Here is a 21,199-nt window from a genome sequence, read left to right as displayed (position 1 = left end):
TTAATGGATGAATTTACATACCTGGAATCAGGTGCACCTCAGGACGTATCTGAACTACATGATGTAATTTCATCCATTCACTCAGATAAGCACGATGCTGTGCAAGTATCTCCTGATACTTCTTCTCTATGGCCAAATTCCGCATCTCGCCACGATCCTTTTCCATGTCATAAAGCTGTTCACGATAAAGCCCCTTATCATATAATACATACTTATAATGCGGGGTACGCAAAGCCCAGCCACGTGTAACACCTTTGTCAAATGTCGTTTCAGTAACGACATAAGGCTGGTGCATCTGTTCCGGATCCGCATTTTCCACCAAAGCCTTAAAAGAAACGCCATGCAAGCCTCCGGGAAGGGGAATACCTGCCCAGTCACATACGGAAGCGAAAAAATCAACACCTGCGTTAATGAGCTGAGGCATTTCCTTACCGGCATTCTTCTTTCTGGGAAGGGTTACTATCAGAGGAACATTCACTACTTCTTCGTATAGGGCCGATTTCTGATTCCAATGGTGCGCTCCTACTCCGTCACCATGGTCGCTCGTAAAGATAACAACTGTATTCCTCCATAAATTCCGCCTGTCAATGGCATCGACAATCTTACCGATTTCGGCATCCACCTTCTCTACTAACCGAAAATAAAGACTACGGTAACGACGCCAGTCATCAGGTGAATAATGGCGGGTGGGATAAGCCGAGTAATTCAAAGCCTGCTCATAGTCTATCACATCGGCATCATAAGGATTACGGGCAAAGTTGGAAGGCAGTCCGGGCCACTCATCTTGAGAGAGTTCGGGCAGATTGCCAAACGGCAGATTCTGGCTACGGGCATATTCGCATATATTGTGAGGATTGTCAAAGCCCACCACAAGAAAGAAAGGTTTGGAATGTTTCCGGTCAAGGAAAGCGACAGAAACCTCCGCCAGTCCGTTGTCATTATGCGGATAAATGGCAGAAAATCCAAATTCCTTATCAGGCATGGACGGCGTATGCACATGCCACTTCCCGGCGTAGGCACATTCATAGCCAGCATTTTGCACCAACCAGCCCAAACTAGCAGTGCGCAACGAATCGGCCATAGGCACATTATTGCGTGCAAGGCCAACCTCGTGGGAGGTATATCCCGTAAACATGGACGCCCTGGAAGGTCCGCTCAAAGGAGCAGAACAATAGGCATTCCTAAACAAGACACCCGACTGTGCCAGACGGTCCATATTGGGTGTATGCAAATCCGCATTCCCCATGCAACTCATGGCAGAAGCAGTCTGCTGGTCGGTTACGATATAAATGATATTCGGCAACTCCTTTGCCCCCGTCAATGAAGGGGCAAAAGCTGTTGCAAACAACATGATATTCTTTAATTCTATCATAGTAAAAATCTCCTATAAAAGTTTATTTACGTAATTCCACATCAAAACTAGCCGCATCCCTGCATGTAAAACGCAGTACGGTCTGTTTCTTATCTGCTGAAACAAGCTTGCAATAGGGAGTCTCCGCCACTTGCCACAAGCCTTTCAAAGTAACGGTTACGGGTATTTCCCCACTATCATTATCAATCCATGGCCGAGAATAGATACTCCGTTCAATCCGCTTGCCATCCTTGTCAAAAGCCTCATCGCTCGAACCGCGGTACAATGCCAGATCCGGTTGGGAAACTGTCAGCAACAGCTTGCCGTTATTTTCACGCACCATTACCAAACAGGAAGTGTCCGCCTTCTGCAACAAACCATCTGCCGGAAGCGACCGGGGAGTTTCAAACAATACGTAAGAAGTGATATTATCCGTCAGAGAATGGACAATATGGGCGTTACGATCCTGCTGGAGAACTCTATAAGCGGGGTTCTTTGCAAATGTTTTCAAGGAAGCCGCATCGGTATGAGGCAATACGGCATATTCATAAGAAGCAGCTTCCGGAGCCTTTCCATGTTGCAGTGTCAAGGAGACCCAATCACCCGAGGTGGGCTTCGCACTCCGCTCGCCTACTGTGACTTGCGGGAAATTCCTTTCATATTTCGCATCCGCCATAGAGTGCTTGGAAAGGTAATACCCCACCCCGTTCGGATCAATATAAGTCTGTCCGCCGCCTTTGCAGGCATTCCAATATTGACGGGCTTCAGGAGTTACGGCTGCCAACTGAAAAACGGTTGTCTCCGTAGGAAATTCCGAATTCGTATTTTCAATGTCTGTGCCCAGACATACTATCATGTCGCCAAAGAAGTGAAAAGACTTGCGGGCCCGATGCGAACCGTTGTACTTGTCATGTTCATGCAGCTTCATGCCGAAGTTGCCATTCAGACGCGCCTGTGACAACCCGCCGGCAAAAGCCTCGTCGGAATAAAGCATTTCCTCCATGCCGGAGAAAGTATCCACGTTCAGCACTTTGGCACGCAACTGTTCAAAAGGCAGATGAATACTGGTCACGCCCGGAATACGGTTCCAGTCAAAACCATTCTCCTGCCAACCGCTTGTAGTAAAAGTCACCATTTCACCGGGTTTTCCTGTCAGAATCTGCATACTGCCATGTGCCAGATAACGACCGTAGAAATTGGCGGGCAGATAATGTTCGGCAGCCCACAAATAGCGGGAATGTCCACGTACTACCGCCATCCAATTATCCCGGCGCTGCACAGAAACACAGCCGTAACCCAATGCAAGATTACCTTGCGGATCGGGCTCAGGACGGAAACCCTGCGCTTCAAGCAGCTCCTTCATCTTCAACTCCTGCCGGGCAGAAGCCTTCGGCAGATAATCAGGGGCATCCTTATCGGGCATTCCGGTATAAGCCGCTAAACGCAGGTAGGCGGCTGCCATATCGGCATCATATGCCTGCTTGCCATCCGGAGTGCCGGCAACAGCCATAGTGGCATATTGGATAGGAACCAACTCCCCCTTGCCATTGGGATGACGACCTGACATGGAAAGCGGCCACTGTTTCAGGTTGCAATAGAAACGCATGGTGAGCAACACGTTCTTTACTGTCTCATGCGCCAGTTCGGATAGTTTAAATTCCGTTCCGCTCAACAAATAAATCATGCTCGTAGCTCCGTCCAGACCTCCCACCGCATAGGCGGGATAATTATTGCGGTGATGGAAACAAGCGCCGTCCGTCTTGAAAGACCCCGCCAATCCCGGCGCCGGACGACAGCCGTAATCCAGCCAGCGTGAGAAAGAGCGCAGGTATTGCAGCTTCTCCGGGCTGTTCTCCATAATCAGGATACTGGCAATACGGCCTTGCAATTTAGTATTGAAAGTATCTATATCAATACCGTTTTCCGTAGGCTTGGGATACACCTCGTTGGTAATGGCATACCAGTTCAGTGTACGTTCGGCATCCTTCAGCTTTCCTGCCTCACGCAGGACATCCTTCATCAGGAAGTAAGAAACGAAAAGCCCGCGCATGCTGTAACCGTAGTGGTGGATATTGCCCCAGCAGCTGCCATAGGCAACGCCCTGGTCGGTAATATGGTCGTACATGGCAAGAAACTTCTGTTTCAGTTCATCCCTCACGCCGGTATCCGAAGCATTGTTATAGGCTATGGCGATGCGCTTCATCAGGTTGAAGTATTCGTTCATCTCCATGCCCAACCGGGTAAACATATCTTTATTCCAATCAGGTATCATACGTTCATAAGCCTCCGCCTGCCTGACCATAAAAATAGGTAAGCCGGTAACCTTCCCATTTTTATACGTGATCTTATAGGTATCGTATTTCTTGCGGATGCCGCCCAGCTCTTTATCCGTAAATTTGGAAGGTGTATAGAGCATATCCCTGAAACGTTTCTCTATCTCCTGTACCTCCCGCTTCTGCTGCTCGCTGACAGGAGTCAAGGCCATATCGGGTTTCCACAAAGAATGTTCGTAAATGACAAGCCAGTGGTTGGTGGTTCCTTTGTTGACAAAAGGCACTTGCACATCGGCTGCTTGCTGGCGAGCATCCACCTTGCTGGCAAGTATGATATGATCCAAGTATAGCTTACCTTTGACATCGGGAGCAATCACACGCATCTCGTTCATTCCCTCTTCGGGCACGCCTTCCATATCGCGTTCATAGCATACCCATGCCGCACGCCAACCGGTAAAGTTGATACCAAACGGGAAAGAAGTACATTTCTTTCCGTCCTTCAGAAATTCAAATCGGATTTTTTTGTCTTGAGCCTCCTCATTATACACCCATACGATGAAAGCGGAAAGATACGTATCTTTTCCGGTAGGATCTTTCTTCTCGAATTTCAGGTCTTTCTTGACAGACAACACAGCACCCGGATCAAATGTCCAACTCAGACTATGCAAACCATCTTTATAATGTTCTCCACTGATACCTAGTCGGGAGCCTGTTCCCGAAATAAAGGCCGGCACTTGCGGTTCTTCAAAAGAAAGCAGTCTTTCACTCTTCACCACCTGCGCTTCCGCATTTACCGGCAGTAAAGTTCCGAGAAGCATTCCTGCTCCCATTGTCCATTTACTAAATTGCATCATGTTTATTTCTTTAAGGTTATCTATATCTTTTGCATTGTACAAAGGAAGCCCTCTTTCACCAAAAACAGGGGCATAAATCGTACAGAAGAGGTCTAAAAAATGTCATAACCCCTTCCTGCAAAGTACAGAACAGCGGTCACCATTCTGCAAGAAAGCAATTTTAAATCAAGGATGAAGTTCTTCGAAGGCCTTATTTTCTTCCTGCATCGTACGGACGGTTTCTTCCAGCTCGCTCACTGGCAAATCGGAGTTGTACCAATCGTTATAGCAATCGGTGACGTACCATTTACCGCCTATCAAGTCGAAAACGACACGCAAAGAAGGCTCCGACTCATCATATCCGGCCTCGAACTCTTTATGGGCAGGTCCATCCTGCGTAAAGCGGGATATGTAAGTTCCTCCCTCCTCCTCCGTAATACGTCCTTCCCGCAACGTCTCACTATCCAGCAACGCCCATTTATCGCGGGTAAAAGGGAACGTCTGCTCCGTCTCTCCGTCATCTTTCAGCAAGATAATGGGAGACTTCAAAGGGAACTTGATGCGTGAATACTGAAATGAAGCGCTGGATGTGAATTTCTGGAGAAATATCTTGAAATCCTCTTCGGCAGCCAGACTACTGAAGGTGGAGAGCACGACAGCCGTACACAGACAAAAAACAAAGTGAATTGCCTTCATAATAGATGCGAGTTATTTCGATTCAGACCACAAAGATACAACAAGCCAGTAATTTGCAATAAAAAAAAGCGAGAATTTACAGTATGCTGCCTCTATTCTTCTTCACCTAACAGCTAATGTCCTGTTTTTTTAATTTCACCCGTTCATTTTCTTTTCAGATATTCATATCCGAACCGGCAGCGCAAACAGTCCTTCCGGTCACAATATTCCTTTTGGAGCTGGAGCAACGCTTGCGAGTCCGCCGCCGTAGAAACAGGCAGCCCTGCCCCACTCCACATACGGATGATATGATTGTCCTCCGCCTTCAATGCTTCGAGAAAACATGTGGCGCGGTCGCAAAGTCGTTCATCCGCCTTGTGTATTCCATAAGCATAAAGAAAAGGAATGACGGTATTGATGAGAAGCAAGTTCAAGGTATTCTCGCCCATACGCTTTTTCCGGCGTGGCGAAGTCTTTGCAAAAGAAAAATGCTCTTCCCAATAGGGGGAGAGTTGCACAGTCAATATTTGCTTCACGTCTTCCGGTGTTTCCACCGCCATAATGCGGGAAAATAGTAGCTGCTCCTTATGATACAGATCGGCAAGCTGTGCCAGCCGCACATGAGGGAAGTTATCGGGACGCAGACGAAGAAAACGCCACTGTCCGGCAGCCATAGGCGCAGGAAGGTCGAACTTATGCTGCAAATAATAAAATTCCTTCCGGAGCTTTTGATAGTAGCTGTCTTGGATGGAATCTTCCTCCAGCAATCCTGCCTGTCCAAAAAAGAATGCTTCCACCTGAAACAAGCTGTCCCGATGCTTATCTACTGCACGCAAAGGCAGATGAACGGCCCATGCTTCAAAAGCGTCGCCGTTCAGTCCGAAACCGAAATTACGGGCAAGGGTGATAAAGAACACGTCTTCCCAATGGTTATTGCATCGTTCCAGACGTACGGCGATATCCTGAGCCTTTCGTTCAAAACGCTCCACCTGCAAGGCCGACAACCAGGAATGGACGGTCAGCTTCGGTAAGGAACTAAGGATGGAATGACAAGGAGGATACGCTTCCGCCTGCCGTAATTCGGCATAACGGCAGCGGACGCTTTCCGGACAACACAGTTGCAACTGAGCGATTACATCACCGTTGGTACGATGCACCTCACAGTCGGAAACACCCACAACATGCAGGATTACATTATCATAGGCCGTATTCCGGTCGTGTCCATGACGAAACCAGTCTGAAGCCTGTGCATGCAACTCCACGTTACCCACCCAAAGCATATTATCTATTTTCAGTTTTGCGTTAAAGAAGTCGGGGCCTGCATTGGGATTCGGCAAACCGGGATCTATCACTTCAACCGGCTGTCCGGAAGTCGTCCGGAGAGGCATCAGAGGGAATATCTTATGCTTCCAGACGTAATGCAGCAATTGTTCCATTGTTAACTTATCGTTAATGTTGTGCGCAAATGTAAGAAAAAGATTACCTTTGCGACATATAGTTGGTTGATAAACTGAATAAAAACTAAAGAAACAATGAAAATAGCATTAATCGGTTACGGAAAAATGGGCAAGGAAATTGAGAAGATTGCCTTGAACCGCGGACACGAGATTGTCAGCATCATCGACATTAATAATCAGGAGGATTTTGAATCGGATGCATTCAAAAGCGCCGACGTCGCCATAGAGTTTACGAACCCAATGGTAGCCTACAACAATTATATGAAAGCTTTCAAAGCCGGCGTGAAATTGGTTTCAGGCAGTACAGGCTGGCTGGAAGAACATGGTGAAGAGGTCAAGAGGCTCTGTACTGAAGGTGGCAAAACATTATTCTGGTCTTCCAACTTCAGTCTGGGAGTAGCCATATTCTCCGCCGTCAACAAATACCTGGCAAAGATTATGAACCGCTTCCCCGCTTACGACGTAACGATGAGCGAAACGCACCATATACATAAGCTGGACGCTCCAAGCGGCACTGCCATCACCCTTGCCGAAGGTATTCTGGACAACCTCGACCGAAAAGAGCGTTGGGTAAAAGGTACGCTGCAAGCACCGGACGGAACAATATCGGGTTCTACCGACTGTGCCACCAACGAACTGCCTGTCAGCTCCATCCGCGAAGGAGAAGTACCGGGTATCCACAGCATCCGCTACGACTCCGAAGCAGACAGCATCACCATCACCCACGACGCCAAAAACCGCCGCGGGTTTGCCTTGGGAGCCGTATTGGCCGCAGAGTACACCGCCGGCAAACAAGGATTCTTAGGCATGAGCGATTTATTTCCATTTTTAAAAGACTAAAACATTATGAGAAAAGCAACACGCGCCCAATGGATTAAGTTCGGTATAATTACCCTGCTCTACCTCATTTTCCTTGTTTGGGTAAGAAGCTGGCTGGGGCTGATTGTCGTTCCTTTCATATTCGACATCTATATCAGTAAGAAGATACCCTGGAGTTTTTGGAAAAACTCCAAAAATCCGGCAGTACGCAGCATCATGAGTTGGGTGGATGCCATTGTATTTGCTCTGGTAGCCGTTTATTTTGTGAATATCTACATATTCCAAAACTATCAGATACCTTCGTCTTCGCTGGAGAAATCATTGCTGGTGGGCGATTTCCTCTACGTCAGTAAAATGAGCTACGGCCCGCGTGTTCCGAATACACCGCTTTCCATGCCGTTGGCACAACACACCTTGCCGGTATTCAACACTAAATCATACATTGAATGGCCGCAGTGGAAATACAAACGCGTACCGGGTTTCGGAAAAGTGAAACTGAATGATATTGTCGTGTTCAACTTCCCTGCAGGGGATACAGTGGCGCTCAACAGGCAGCAGGAGGACTTTTACAGTCTGGCTTATAGGGAAGGACAACGTATATATCCCAATAAAATCAATATGGACAGTCTGACACACGACCAACAACGCACTGTTTATGACCTCTACTACAATGCCGGACGCAACCTAATCCGTACCAACCCGCAAATGTATGGCGATATTGTGGTACGTCCTGTGGACCGTCGCGAGAATTATGTAAAACGCTGTGTCGGTCTACCGGGAGATACGCTGGAAATCAAAGACACACAAGTCTATATCGACGGGAAAGCCATTGAGAATCCGGAAGACATGCAACTCAACTATTTCGTACAGACCACCGGACCGTACATCCCTGAAAATATGTTCCGCGAGCTCGGCATCAGCAATGACGACCAGATACTGATGACAGACGACTTCAACTATGAGGAGGGACTTATCCAAATGGGTTTGGACCGTCGTGATGCCCAAGGCAGGCTGACTCCTGTCTATCATCTGCCCCTCACCAAGAAAATGTACGATACGCTTACCGGCAATAAGAAATTAATCAGTCGCATCGTCATGGAACCGGAGGACCTTTCAGGACAAATGTACCCGCAAAACCTCTACACCAAATGGACGCGGGATAACTACGGCCCTATCTGGATACCGGAAAAAGGTGCCACCATTACTTTGACCAAAGACAACCTACCTATCTACGAACGTTGCATCGTAGCTTATGAAGGCAACACATTGGAACAAAAACCGGACGGCATCTACATCAACGGGCAAAAGACAGACACTTACACCTTCAATCTGGACTACTACTGGATGATGGGTGACAACCGTCACAACTCTCTCGATTCCCGCTATTGGGGCTTCGTTCCCGAGGACCATGTAGTAGGTAAGCCCATCGTTGTCTGGTTATCACTGGATAAAGACCGCAGCTGGTTTGACGGAAAAATCCGTTGGAACCGGATATTCAAATGGGTACATTAAGCAGCAGTTGGCTATTGATGTTCGATACACACTATGCAGAGAAGGAACCGGAAGATTGCAGCCACTATGACAGGAGTGATACTCGCGGTAGTATTACTTCGGGGTTGTGTTGCGACTTCCTATTCCATCCCTTCCTCAGGCATGGAAAACTCCTTGTACCGCGGCGAGCGTATTCTGGTAAATAAATGGAGCTATGGGTTGCGGCTTCCTTTCATGGGCTTATGGGGATATCACCGCTGGGCGGAAAGGCCCGTACACAAGGAAGATATTCTTGTATTCAACAACCCTGCCAATCTTCTCCAAGCTACAATCGACAGGAAGGAAGTATTTATCAGCCGTTGTTTAGGAGTACCGGGAGACACGCTGTTAGTCGATTCCCTTTTCTCCGTAATCCCCTCGGAGAAAAATGCCCCCGACCAAAAGTTCCTTTATACCTACCCTCAAAAAAAAGAAAAACAGTTGGATTCGTTGCTTACTATTCTTTCCATCCGTCCCAACGCATTGTTAGGACAAGATACGGTGAATAACGTACGCAGTTTCAGCAGGTATGAATATTATTTATTAGAACAGGCTTTAGGTAACAACAACTGGATAAAGCCAATCGACAAGGAAGACTCCGTAGAAGTGCTGAAACCGCTCATCATCCCCGGTAAGGGGAAAGCGGTACGCGTGTATCCCTGGAACATGACGTTGCTGCGCAACACATTGGTATTGCACGAAAAAAAACGGGCTGAAATCAAAAACGATACGTTGTACATAGAAGGGAAGCCCGCACAGCACTGCTATTTCACAAAAGACTACTACTGGGTGGGAGCCAACAACCCCATTAACCTGTCGGACTCACGCTTGTTCGGCCTTGTACCCAAAGACCACGTCATTGGAAAAGCAACCGTAATCTGGTTTTCCAAGGAGCAAGGGACAGGGCTTTTCGGCGGCTACCGCTGGAACAGGATGTGGAAAGAGGTCAAATAATGCCGTCTCCTCAAGTTTATGATTTTATAACCCATAATTTATAATTTAGAATGACCGTCTATCTTTCTTCTGCTTACTTGGCCCCGGTTGAATATTACACCAAACTATTGGCATACGACCGGGTATGTATCGAACAGCACGACCATTATATCAAACAAACCTACCGCAATCGCTGCACCATTGCCGCACCTGACGGAGAGCTTGCCCTTTCCATTCCGACAGTCAAACCCGCCTCCTTAAAATGTCCGATGTGCGACATCCGCATCTCCGATCATGGCAACTGGCGGCATTTGCACTGGAATGCCATTGAGTCCGCATACAACCACACTCCTTTCTTTGAATATTACAAGGATGACTTCCGCCCTTTCTATGAAAAGAAATATGAGTTTTTAGCCGATTTCAACGAAGAACTTTGCCACTTGGTTTGTTCCCTGATAGATATACAGCCTGTTATGGAACGCACCTCGGAATATAAAACCGGATTCGCCCCCGGCGAGGCGGATTTTCGGGAGCGTATTCATCCCAAGAAAGATTTCTCCCTGGAAGATCCCGATTTCTCTCCGCAACCTTACTACCAGGTTTTCCAAGAGAGGCTCGGCTTCCTACCCAACCTCAGCATTATCGACTTATTATTCAACATGGGACCGGAAAGCCTGCTGGTATTGCAACAAAGCAATAAGCCGGAACATCGGTAACTTGGCATAAATTATATAATTTTAGACATATCGCAAGGTAAAGAAGACATTTATTCCTATTTTTGCAATGCGAACCCGAAGAAATATATATTCATATCACTAAATAAAAAAATCATGAAGAACTTATTTGACATTAAAGGCAAAGTAATCGTCATCACAGGCGGTTGCGGCATTCTCGGAAAAAACATCGCTAACTACCTTGCAGAACAAGGCGCTAAAATTGTGGTTTTGGATCGTGCAGCAGAAATAGGTAAAGAACTGGAAGCCGAACTCAACCAGAAGTCTGAAGCCCTGTTCCTTGTAACCGACGTACTGAACAAGGAAGTACTGGAAGAAAATAAGAAAGCTATCCTCGAACGCTTCGGCACTATCGACGTGTTGCTGAATGCTGCAGGTGGCAATATGCCGGGCGCCACCATTGCTCCGGACAAGACTGTACTCGACTTGGATGTAGAGGCATTCCGCAAAGTGGTAGACCTGAACCTTTTCGGTACAGTACTTCCCACTATGGTCTTCGTGGATGTCATGGCAAAGAACAAGAAAGGTGCTATCGTCAACTTCTGTTCCGAGTCTGCCCTCCGTCCGTTGACACGCGTGGTAGGTTATGGTTCAGCCAAAGCCGCTATCGGCAATTATACCCGCTATATGGCAACCGAACTGGCTACCAAGTTCAGCCCCGAGCTCCGCGTAAACGCTATCGTTCCCGGTTTCCTGCTGACCAACCAGAATCGTGCGTTGCTGACTAATCCCGATGGCTCCTATACAGACCGCGCCAAAACCATCATAGCCCATACTCCCTGCGGACGCTTTGCCGAGCCGGAAGAACTGTTCGGAACCATTCACTACCTCATCAGTGACGCTTCCAGCTTCGTTACCGGAGCCCTTTCGGTAGTGGACGGCGGTTTCGATGCATTCTCCATTTAAACCATAAAAAAATAAATTGTAAATCGTAAAATAATAAATGCCATGATACTTTGTGAACAAACCTGGCGCTGGTACGGTCCTAACGATCCGGTCAGCCTGTGGGACATCAAACAAGCCGGAGCCACCGGCATCGTAAACGCTCTGCACCACATTCCCAACGGTGAAGTATGGACAGTGGAGGAAATCATGAAACGCAAGGAAATGATTGAAGCCGTCGGCCTACGTTGGTCCGTCGTAGAAAGCGTGCCCGTACACGAGCATATCAAGACCCAGACCGGAGATTTCCAGCGATATATAGACAACTACAAAGAAAGCCTGCGCAACCTCGGCAAATGCGGCGTGAACATCGTTACGTACAACTTCATGCCCGTATTGGACTGGACCCGTACCGACCTTGCCTACGAACTTCCCGACGGCAGCCGCGCCCTGCGCTTTGAACGTGCAGCTTTCATCGCTTTCGACCTCTTCCTGCTGAAACGCCCCGGTGCGGAAGCCGATTACACCGACGAAGAAAAGGCGAAAGCCAAAGCGCGTTTCGAGCAAATGACGGAAGATGACAAACAACTACTCGTACGCAACATGATTGCCGGTCTGCCCGGTTCGGAGGAGAGCTTCACACTGGAACAATTCCAAAAAGAGCTTGACCGCTACAAGGACATCACTCCTGAGAAACTACGCTCCAACCTGATTTATTTCCTCAGTGAAATCTGTCCTGTTGCCGATGAAGCCGGCGTAGAGCTGGTTATCCACCCGGACGATCCTCCTTGCTCAATCCTTGGCCTGCCGCGTATCATGAGTTGTGGAGCCGACTTCCAGACTCTGATCAATGCTGTTCCCAACAAGAGCAACGGCCTGTGTCTGTGCACCGGTTCCCTGGGTGTAAGCAGCGCAAACGACTGCGCCGCCTTGATGGAACAATTCGGCGACCGTATCAACTTCGTTCACCTCCGCAGCACACAACGCGATGCGGAAGGCAACTTCTACGAAGCCAACCACCTGGAAGGCAACGTCGACATGTATCACGTAATGAAAGCCTTCCTCGAATTGCAACAACGCCGCAAAGTCTCCATTCCGATGCGCCCCGACCATGGACATCAGATGGTGGATGATTTGAAGAAGAAAACCAATCCGGGATACTCCTGCATCGGCCGTTTGAGAGGACTGGCAGAACTGAGAGGCCTGGAAATGGGAATCGCCAAGTCATTGTTCGAGTAAGAAAGATCCTTTAGAAATACATACTGAAAAGAAGCCATTCAATTGCAATCATATTGCAGGCGAGTGGCTTTCTTTGAATACCCCAATCGATATGCTGAAAATTCAAACTCCCAACGGTGAGAACAGGGTTCTACTACATTCCTGCTGCGCTCCCTGTTCCTCTGCCATCATCGAATGTATGCTGGCAAACGGCATCCGCCCTACTGTGTTTTACTGTAATCCCAACATCTATCCGCAAGAAGAATATGAAATAAGAAAGCAGGAAGCCATTCGCTTTGTAACGTCTCAAAACCTCGATTTCATCGATGCTGATTATGATTATGACCATTGGCGAAATGCCATGTCGGGACTGGAAAACGAACCGGAACGAGGCAGCCGCTGCCTGAAATGCTTCACCTTACGGCTGACGGAAACAGCACGCTATGCTTCCGAACACGACTTCCAGGTCTTTACCACCACCCTTGCGTCTTCGCGCTGGAAAAACCTTGAGCAGATAAACGAAGCAGGCCGGAGGGCAGCTTCCTTTTATCCCGGTACAATCTTTTGGGAACAAAACTGGCGGAAAGGCGGGCTGCAAGACCGCCGCAACCAGCTTCTTAAAGAATATGATTTCTATAACCAGCTATACTGCGGTTGCGAATTCAGTATGAAACGACTGGAACAACAAAAAGAAAATAAGGCTGAATAAGGCATTCAAAGGAACCTTCCAAAGACAAGCAGCAAGGGAAACATCTGTCTGACGAATTAAACTCAATGAGAACCGGCACAATGTTCCTTATTCCAGCACTCAGTTCCAGCAGCAGGAAAAGCTGTCAATCGTAAATAAGCGTTGATAGGTAGTCCTCAGCAAACATCTCGTTTGCCACTTCCAATAAAATTTCAGGGGTAAGTTGCTCAATACGCCGGAATACAGCCTCGGACGCTTCATATTTATTGTAGTGCAGGAAAGTCTTCGCCATGCCGAGGGCATTGTTCTCGTTGTTGTCCGAAGCCACACCTATCTGCCCGATAAGCTGTTTTTTGGCCGCGGCAAGCTGAGATGAAGTCATTTTTGCATCACGCAGGCGTTTCAGTTCTTTATACACAAGGCGGGTGCACAGGTCAGCATCCTTAGGATCGCAACCGAAATAAATGCAGAAAGTTCCGGTATCGGTATAAGAAGTCAAGTTAGACTCCACATTATAGACCAAACCGCGGCGTTCGCGCAAAGCCACGTTCAACCGGCTGTTCATGCCCGGACCGCCGAGGATGTTGTTCAACAGATAGAGTGCCGTACGTTTGTCCTCATAAGCATTGTATCCCCGACTGCCGATCATGACGTGCGCCTGATGGGTGTCTTTATGCAAAATCTGGGTTTTCGGAACATACAAAAGCGGCGGCGTGCGACGGTTATCGACAGCCACAGCCGGGATACCGGCCAGCAGCTTCTCCGCCCAACGCACCACTTGCCTGAAATCCATGTTGCCTAAAACAAAGAATACCATATTGCCGGGATGATAAAAACGGGAAGTAAAAGCGGCGGCATCCTCACTGCGGAACTTTTTCAATTGTTCCGGATTACCGAGAATATTACGTCCTAAAGGGTGCTCCCGAAAGATCAAGTCTTCAAAATCATCGAAAATCAGCTCAGAAGGGTTGTCTTCATAAGACTGTATCTCGTCTATAATAACCTCTGTCTCCTTCTCGATCTCCCGCTGCGGAAAAGTAGAATGGAATACAATATCCGTCAGCAATTCGAAAGCACGCCCGAAGTGCTCAGTAAGGAATGCAGAATAAATCACCGTCTCTTCCTTATTGGTGTAAGCGTTCAAATCGCCACCTACATTCTCCATGCGGTTCAGAATATGCCACGCCTTGCGTTTCTTGGTACCCTTAAAAATAAGATGTTCCACAAAATGCGCCATACCCTGTTCATTTTCAAGTTCATCGCGCGTTCCGGCATCTACTGCAAAACCACAATAAGCCACCTTCGACAGGGAGGGCTCATGGATGATGCGCAAGCCGTTCGACAATGTGTGCAGACGGTAGCGAGGAGATATTTCTTCTGTTAAATTCTTCATTCTTACGTTCCAAACGATTTGTGGGCACAAAAATACAATAAAACTTATTGCCGTTTATGGAAAATTGCGGATATTTGCACATATAATCATATTAATCTAATCGCATCAGACAATGACAGCATCCATTCAAGAGCTTTTGCAGAAAGAGGCGCAAGCCGTATTGAATATTCCCGTAACAGACGCATACGAAAAAGCGGTAGAGCTTATCGTAGAACAGGTGCACCACAAAAAAGGGAAACTGGTAACTTCCGGTATGGGTAAAGCAGGGCAAATAGCTATGAATATTGCTACCACTTTTTGCTCAACGGGGATTCCGTCGGTATTTCTTCACCCCAGTGAAGCACAACATGGGGATTTAGGCATCCTGCAGGAAAACGACCTGCTGCTGCTCATTTCCAATTCTGGCAAAACGCGTGAAATTGTCGAGTTGACCCAATTAGCACACAACCTGAATCCCAATCTGAAATTCATCGTCATCACAGGCAATCCGGACAGTCCGCTGGCACAGGAATCCGATGTATGCCTCAGCACAGGAAGTCCCAAAGAGGTCTGCATATTAGGCATGACGCCCACCACCTCCACAACGGTCATGACCGTAATCGGTGATATTCTGGTTGTACAGACCATGCAGAGAACCGGGTTCACGATTGAAGACTACTCCAAACGTCATCATGGCGGCTATCTGGGAGAAAAATCAAGATCATTATGCGTAAAGTAATCGGTATTGGAGAGACGATATTGGATATCATCTTTCGTAATGAACAGCCTTCTGCCGCTGTACCGGGCGGTTCTGTATTCAACGGAATCGTCTCATTAAGCCGTACAGGCGTTCCTGTCTGTTTCATCAGTGAAACAGGCAACGACCATGTAGGCGACACCATCCTACGGTTCATGCGTGACAACCATATTTCGACAGAACACGTCAACGTGTTTCCCGACGGGAAATCTCCTGTATCACTCGCTTTCCTGAATGATAACAGCGATGCCGAATATATATTCTACAAAGACTACCCCAAACAACGCTTGGATATTATCTATCCCGAACTGAAAGAAGACGACATAGTCGTCATCGGTTCTTATTATGCATTAAATCCGGTGTTGCGCGAGAAAGTGCTGGAACTACTTGACCGGGCGCGTGAAAAGAAAGCCATCATCTATTACGACCCCAATTTCCGTTCTTCCCACAAGGAAGAAGCCATAAAACTGGCGCCAACCATCATTGAGAACCTGGAATATGCCGATATCGTACGCGGCTCGCAGGAAGACTTCTTCCACATGTATAACCTGCGTGACGCAGATAAAATATACAGGGATAAGATAAAATTCTATTGTCCTAACTTCTTGTGTACGGCAGGGGCGGAAAAGATTACACTCCGCACAGGTTCCGTCTCCAAAGAATATGACATACCGCCGTTAGAGGCAGTCAGCACCATTGGAGCCGGTGATAACTTCAATGCAGGCATTATCTACGGTTTACTGAAACATGACATTCGTTATGACGACCTGAATGGAATCAGTGAAGCCAAGTGGGACGAGATTATACGCTACGGCATGGAATTTGCCGCAGAGGTCTGCAAAAGTTACAGCAATTCGGTATCAAATGAGTTTGCAGAGAGATACAGGTATTAATGCGCCTCTCCAATCCGCACCTAAAAATAAATTATCATTTAAAAATTATAAAACCTTCATATCTGCTGCATAATCTGAAACGAAAAACTATATATTTGCTGTAAACGACATTTAGAGAGTTTACGAACCATGATGTATAAGAATCTGTTGAACCTGCTTGCTTTGGTAGTGCTATTTCCTTCCTGTAGCGGCACAGCTCCACACATATCTGTTGTATGCGAAGAAAACAACGTAGGGAACTGTATCGTCAAATGGGAAATGGCTCCCCTCATCAAGGGAAACGTAAAAGTATATGCTTCAACCGATCCTGATGCCATTCCGGAGGATGTTCCCGTTGCTATGGCCGATATCTCGGATCTGAAAATGACTATCATCACAAACGATCCCGCCAAGCGTTATTATTACACCCTGCTATTCGGAGACAAATATCGCGTGAAAATCGCTACGCGCAATGTCAATATCCCCGGCATACAAAACTTCCGCGATTTGGGCGGCTACCCCTCTTACTCTACTAAAAAACAGGTACGTTGGGGAATGATTTACCGCTCGGCGGAAATAGACAGCCTTGAATGTTACTCACGCAGGGAACTTAGAAACCTCGGCATCAAGACACTCATCGACCTGCGGGCTTCTTCGGAGACAGGCAGGCAATCTCCGCTGCAAAAAGAATTCAACGTTGTACATATTCCCCTTGCCACCGGAGATATGGAAAATATACTGAAAGGCATACGGGAAGAAAAAATAAAAAGTGATACCGTCTATCGCATGGTAGAGCAGATGAACCGCGATTTAATAGACAAATATACAACGGAATACCGGCAGATCTTCGATATTCTGTTGGATAAGAACAGCTATCCGGTAGTGATCCACTGCTCTTCCGGCAAAGGGCGTACAGGCATCGTTTCTGCTTTGGTGCTCGCCGCATTGGGCATAAATGAAGACATAATCATGGAAGATTACCGGCTGAGCAATGATTACTTCAACATCCCAAGCGCCTCTAAAGACGCCTATCAGTTGCCTGCCCGTTCACAAGAAGCTATTACCACCCTATTCTCGGCACGCGAGGATTTCCTAAACGCCGCCAAAGAGGAAGCGGAACGCAGATACGGCGACATTGACTCTTATTTGCAGAAAGGTATCGGGCTGAACAAAGACGAAATAAAAAGGTTGCGGAGTATCTTGCTCAGTGATTAATAAGTTATTTATCAGAAATATAACATGTAAACGTCAACAAATCACTAATTTCTAATCACTAATCACCAAAAAACTCTTATCTTTGCGGCCGAAATATAAAGATATACAAAGATTTAATGAAGACATTTGAAGAGCTCGGTGTGTCGCCGGAGATACGCCGCGCCATTGAAGAAATGGGATATGCGTGTCCCATGCCGGTACAAGAAGAAGTAATCCCTTACCTTTTGGGAGAAAATAATGATGTAGTAGCACTGGCACAAACAGGAACAGGAAAGACCGCAGCGTTTGGTCTGCCGCTTATACAGCAAATTAACGTTAACAACAGAATTCCCCAATCACTTATTCTTTGTCCTACCCGCGAACTCTGCTTGCAGATTGCAGGTGACTTGAATGACTATTCCAAATACATTGACGGCCTGCGGGTATTGCCCGTATATGGCGGTTCGTCCATTGAAAGCCAAATACGTGCCCTGAAACGCGGTGTGCATATCATAGTGGCCACTCCAGGACGCCTACTCGACCTCATGGAGCGCAAAACCGTTTCCCTCTCCACCATCCAGAATGTAGTGATGGACGAGGCGGATGAAATGCTGAACATGGGATTTACGGACAGCATCAACGCTATTCTTGCAGACGTTCCTCAAGAACGTAACACGCTTTTGTTCTCCGCTACCATGAGCCCCGAAATAGCGCGCATCTCCAAAAAATACCTGCACAACGCAAAGGAAATCACTATCGGGCGTAAGAATGAAAGCACAAGCAACGTGAAGCATGTGGTTTTCACCGTTCATGCCAAAGACAAATACGCTGCCCTGAAACGCATTGTTGACTATTATCCGCAGATATACGGCATCATTTTCTGCCGCACCCGCAAGGAAACACAGGAAATTGCCGACAAGTTGATGCAGGAAGGATATAATGCCGACTCTTTGCATGGCGAACTGAGCCAGGCGCAACGCGACACCGTCATGCAGAAATTCCGTATCCGCAACTTGCAACTACTGGTAGCCACTGACGTTGCCGCACGTGGACTGGACGTCGACGACCTCACCCATGTCATCAACTATGGTTTGCCCGATGATACGGAAAGCTATACCCATCGCAGCGGACGTACGGGACGTGCCGGAAAAACAGGTACATCCATTGCCATCATCAACCTGAGAGAAAAAGGAAAAATGCGTGAAATTGAACGTATTATCGGCAAGAAATTCATTCAGGGAGAAATGCCCACCGGGAAGCAAATTTGTGAGAAACAGCTGCTGAAAGTAATTGACGAGCTTGAGAAAGTAAAAGTAAATGAAGATGAAATCTGTGACTTCATGCCTGACATTTACCGTAAACTGGACTGGTTGAGCAAAGAGGATCTGATTAAACGTATGGTTTCCCATGAATTCAATCGATTCTTGGATTACTACCGCAATCGTGAAGAAATAGAGATAGCTACCGGCAGCGAACGCAACACCAAAGGCAGTGAACGGGGTGGAAGCACCCGTCAGGCAGCTCCGGGCTTCAAGCGTCTGTTCATCAATCTCGGTAAAATGGACAATTTCTTCCCCAATGAGTTGATCAGCCTCCTGAACAGCAATACCCGCGGACGCATTGAGTTAGGACGCATCGACCTAATGCAGAAATTCTCTTTCTTTGAAGTGGAGGAAAAGGAAGTCGGTAACGTCGTAAAAGCCCTGAACCGCGCCAATTGGAATGGCCGTAAGGTCTCCGTAGAAATCGCAGGAGAAGAAGGAAAAGATACGCCCAAAGGAAAACGCAGAAGTGAAGGCGGCAGCTATGGCAAAAAGGAATTTGACGGCAAAAAGCGCAGTAACAAGGACGATCGCCGCAGCGAATCCACCGGCAAGCGTAACAATAAATCCGAATACCCTGCCACCGACAAGAAAAAGAGCAAGCCCAGTCGTGAAGAGCGCGGTTACACCAAAGCACGTGGTAAAAAAGACGACTGGAAACAATTCTTCCAGGGGAACAACGAGTTTAAGGATTCAGAACCCGACTTCAGCGAAGAAGGCTGGGCAAGACGGACACCTAAAAAGAAATAAATAAAGGGACACGACAATTTGCCTATCCCATTTTTGTGGTACTCTCCATTCAATTGTGTAAATTGAATGGAGAGTGCCATTTTTAACACAACTTTTACTTCTTCTTGGTACTTTATTGAGAATCTACAACTTCATAAGACTTGATCTCTTCAAAATGAATAATTTCTTTTTTTCCGTTCTTACGTTTTATTAGCATATCAAAAGTGGTATTACCAGTATCGCTATTCCAAACTATATCTCCCACATACTTTACAAACTCATCTCCTATCCCTATTCCAACCTTTTCTGCAGGTGAGTCTTTCAGAACATGATAAATCCTCTTAGTTTTCTTCTTCTCAAAAAGAAGACCTATCGGGCATAAATATGTTTTCTTAAATATAAGCTTATCACCAGTATAATGGACAATTGGAAATTGGCAAAACATAAAATTAACTGCATCATCACAAAATGGCTTAAGTGCCGGTACAGATGACAAGCCGGAAGCTTCAAAGTCAGCATTCCAGATAATAGGAGTAACTTTACTACCGTTCCTCACCTTATCCGCGTCAAGCATTGTTATGGTAAACTTCAATAAATACTGGGCTTGAGTATAGCCACTTTTTGTTTGTGATTCTACATATTGACGAGTTCCCCATCCGGAACCTATTTCATAACCATACTTATAACGAGTTACAATCTCTTGCGTGGGTGGAGTATAGTTTTCTCGTTTATCCGAATAATAATTAATATAAATAAGGATATCGGGGGTTTCTCTATCCCGCTTTAGATTTTTCTTATTCAGTTCCTTTTCTATAATTCCCGAAATCTCTTTCTGCTGAATCACATTATTCTCTGTAAATTCAAAATCAAAAGTGGAATAATCATATAACGAAACATCAGGATCCGAATAAATCTGTGTATTATTGTGAAAAGAAAGAGGCCACTCTAATGTGGAAATGCTTCCATATTTTCCTAAATCCATTGTTTCTAACTCCGTTAGGTATCTTCCCTTTTCAAGTTTGATAAAATCACCTATTGCCACATGTTTTTTATTACCCCCGACGTAATATAGATTATTAACCGTATCTGAAGGAACTACCAATGTTCCGACGCTAATCCCTGCCAAATCAATCTGAGAGTAAGGTTCTACTTTTGTAGTATACCAACACCTTTCTTTCTCCCCATTCACAACATTAGTGACCATATAGCCATAACTTCTTTCAAAGTCCTCCATTTCCTGTGCCCCCACATTCAAGGACATAAGCATCACAATCATTAACAACACCTGCTTTTTCATACTATTAAATTGTTAATGCACCCCGTCCCCTACTGATGCGATTATAAACAAGTAGCGTGGGAACTATTGAATATTACTGTATTGGGGCCCTGAACTGCCTTCATCGAATAATAAACAATAACCCACGCCAAACGATATATAAATCACCTCATAAAATGAGGTAATTATATAACTCTGACATGAGCATTTTTGTCTACTATCTTCGATGAGTGAAATTGTTCAGGTTTCAATACAAGATAATATCCTTAACGCTCTTTCTTTAC

The 21,199-nt window shown here is 46.5% G+C and carries 17 protein-coding genes; 11 read left to right on the top strand and 6 right to left on the bottom strand.

Annotated elements, in window-relative coordinates:
• Positions 1 to 13: 13 nt before the first annotated feature.
• The 4 genes from NQ546_RS03230 to NQ546_RS03215 all read right to left on the bottom strand — a co-directional run bounded on the left by NQ546_RS03230 (position 14) and on the right by NQ546_RS03215 (position 6,568).
• The gene (locus NQ546_RS03230) at positions 14 to 1,372 is read right to left on the bottom strand and encodes a sulfatase family protein (protein ID WP_004291912.1); all 1,359 of its coding nucleotides are present in this window, start codon (positions 1,370 to 1,372) and stop codon (positions 14 to 16) included.
• Positions 1,373 to 1,394: 22 nt separating this feature from the next.
• The gene (locus NQ546_RS03225; protein ID WP_039953544.1) at positions 1,395 to 4,478 is read right to left on the bottom strand and encodes a chondroitinase family polysaccharide lyase; all 3,084 of its coding nucleotides are present in this window, start codon (positions 4,476 to 4,478) and stop codon (positions 1,395 to 1,397) included.
• Positions 4,479 to 4,643: 165 nt separating this feature from the next.
• The gene (locus NQ546_RS03220; RefSeq protein WP_004291910.1) at positions 4,644 to 5,153 is read right to left on the bottom strand and encodes a hypothetical protein; all 510 of its coding nucleotides are present in this window, start codon (positions 5,151 to 5,153) and stop codon (positions 4,644 to 4,646) included.
• A 143-nt stretch (positions 5,154 to 5,296) separates the two neighbouring features.
• The gene (locus tag NQ546_RS03215; protein ID WP_004291909.1) at positions 5,297 to 6,568 is read right to left on the bottom strand and encodes a DUF2851 family protein; all 1,272 of its coding nucleotides are present in this window, start codon (positions 6,566 to 6,568) and stop codon (positions 5,297 to 5,299) included.
• A gap of 96 nt (positions 6,569 to 6,664) precedes the next feature.
• Here NQ546_RS03215 and dapB point away from each other — a divergent pair, with 96 nt between their 5' ends.
• The 7 genes from dapB to NQ546_RS03180 all read left to right on the top strand — a co-directional run bounded on the left by dapB (position 6,665) and on the right by NQ546_RS03180 (position 13,414).
• Positions 6,665 to 7,429: a 4-hydroxy-tetrahydrodipicolinate reductase gene (dapB, locus tag NQ546_RS03210; RefSeq protein ID WP_004291908.1), complete on the top strand. Its 765-nt coding sequence runs from the start codon at positions 6,665 to 6,667 to the stop codon at positions 7,427 to 7,429.
• Positions 7,430 to 7,435: 6 nt separating this feature from the next.
• Positions 7,436 to 8,920 (top strand): S26 family signal peptidase, encoded by a 1,485-nt coding sequence (locus NQ546_RS03205; RefSeq protein WP_004291907.1) that lies wholly within the window; start codon positions 7,436 to 7,438, stop codon positions 8,918 to 8,920.
• Between the two features lie 33 nt (positions 8,921 to 8,953).
• A complete protein-coding gene (lepB, locus tag NQ546_RS03200) occupies positions 8,954 to 9,892 on the top strand; it encodes a signal peptidase I (RefSeq protein ID WP_004291906.1) in 939 nt (312 codons plus the stop codon).
• 50 nt (positions 9,893 to 9,942) lie between these two features.
• On the top strand, positions 9,943 to 10,587 hold the full coding sequence (locus NQ546_RS03195; protein ID WP_004291905.1) for a WbqC family protein: 645 nt from the start codon (positions 9,943 to 9,945) through the stop codon (positions 10,585 to 10,587).
• 114 nt (positions 10,588 to 10,701) lie between these two features.
• The gene (locus NQ546_RS03190; protein ID WP_004291904.1) at positions 10,702 to 11,511 is read left to right on the top strand and encodes an SDR family oxidoreductase; all 810 of its coding nucleotides are present in this window, start codon (positions 10,702 to 10,704) and stop codon (positions 11,509 to 11,511) included.
• A gap of 42 nt (positions 11,512 to 11,553) precedes the next feature.
• Positions 11,554 to 12,726 carry a mannonate dehydratase gene (uxuA, locus tag NQ546_RS03185; RefSeq protein ID WP_004291903.1) on the top strand — a complete coding sequence of 391 codons (1,173 nt, stop codon included), beginning with the start codon at positions 11,554 to 11,556 and terminating at the stop codon, positions 12,724 to 12,726.
• 91 nt (positions 12,727 to 12,817) lie between these two features.
• Entirely contained in the window at positions 12,818 to 13,414 is a 597-nt protein-coding gene (locus tag NQ546_RS03180; RefSeq protein WP_039953469.1) for an epoxyqueuosine reductase QueH, read from the top strand.
• 124 nt (positions 13,415 to 13,538) lie between these two features.
• Here NQ546_RS03180 and NQ546_RS03175 read toward each other — a convergent pair whose 3' ends face one another.
• Positions 13,539 to 14,786, bottom strand: a complete 1,248-nt coding sequence (locus NQ546_RS03175) for a M16 family metallopeptidase (protein ID WP_004291901.1) — start codon at positions 14,784 to 14,786, stop codon at positions 13,539 to 13,541.
• Positions 14,787 to 14,898: 112 nt separating this feature from the next.
• On the opposite strand from NQ546_RS03175, the gene NQ546_RS03170 reads away from it, so the two are divergent.
• From NQ546_RS03170 to NQ546_RS03155, 4 genes are all read left to right on the top strand, one after another.
• Positions 14,899 to 15,504, top strand: a complete 606-nt coding sequence (locus NQ546_RS03170; RefSeq protein WP_004291900.1) for an SIS domain-containing protein — start codon at positions 14,899 to 14,901, stop codon at positions 15,502 to 15,504.
• On the top strand, positions 15,492 to 16,415 hold the full coding sequence (locus NQ546_RS03165; protein WP_004291899.1) for a carbohydrate kinase family protein: 924 nt from the start codon (positions 15,492 to 15,494) through the stop codon (positions 16,413 to 16,415). Before NQ546_RS03170 ends, NQ546_RS03165 begins: the two co-directional genes overlap by 13 nt.
• Positions 16,416 to 16,547: 132 nt before the next feature.
• The gene (locus tag NQ546_RS03160; protein ID WP_017140996.1) at positions 16,548 to 17,609 is read left to right on the top strand and encodes a tyrosine-protein phosphatase; all 1,062 of its coding nucleotides are present in this window, start codon (positions 16,548 to 16,550) and stop codon (positions 17,607 to 17,609) included.
• A gap of 116 nt (positions 17,610 to 17,725) precedes the next feature.
• The gene (locus NQ546_RS03155; protein ID WP_004291897.1) at positions 17,726 to 19,660 is read left to right on the top strand and encodes a DEAD/DEAH box helicase; all 1,935 of its coding nucleotides are present in this window, start codon (positions 17,726 to 17,728) and stop codon (positions 19,658 to 19,660) included.
• 112 nt (positions 19,661 to 19,772) lie between these two features.
• Here the strand turns inward: NQ546_RS03155 and NQ546_RS03150 are convergent, their stop codons facing one another.
• Positions 19,773 to 20,936, bottom strand: a complete 1,164-nt coding sequence (locus NQ546_RS03150; protein ID WP_004291896.1) for a DUF4136 domain-containing protein — start codon at positions 20,934 to 20,936, stop codon at positions 19,773 to 19,775.
• Positions 20,937 to 21,199: the final 263 nt, after the last annotated feature.

The sequence above is a fragment of the Bacteroides eggerthii genome (assembly GCF_025146565.1).
Classification (GTDB): Bacteria; Bacteroidota; Bacteroidia; order Bacteroidales; family Bacteroidaceae; genus Bacteroides; species Bacteroides eggerthii.
The sequence above is the reverse complement of the archived record's forward strand: the minus strand, read 5'-3'. Positions and strand labels throughout refer to the sequence as shown.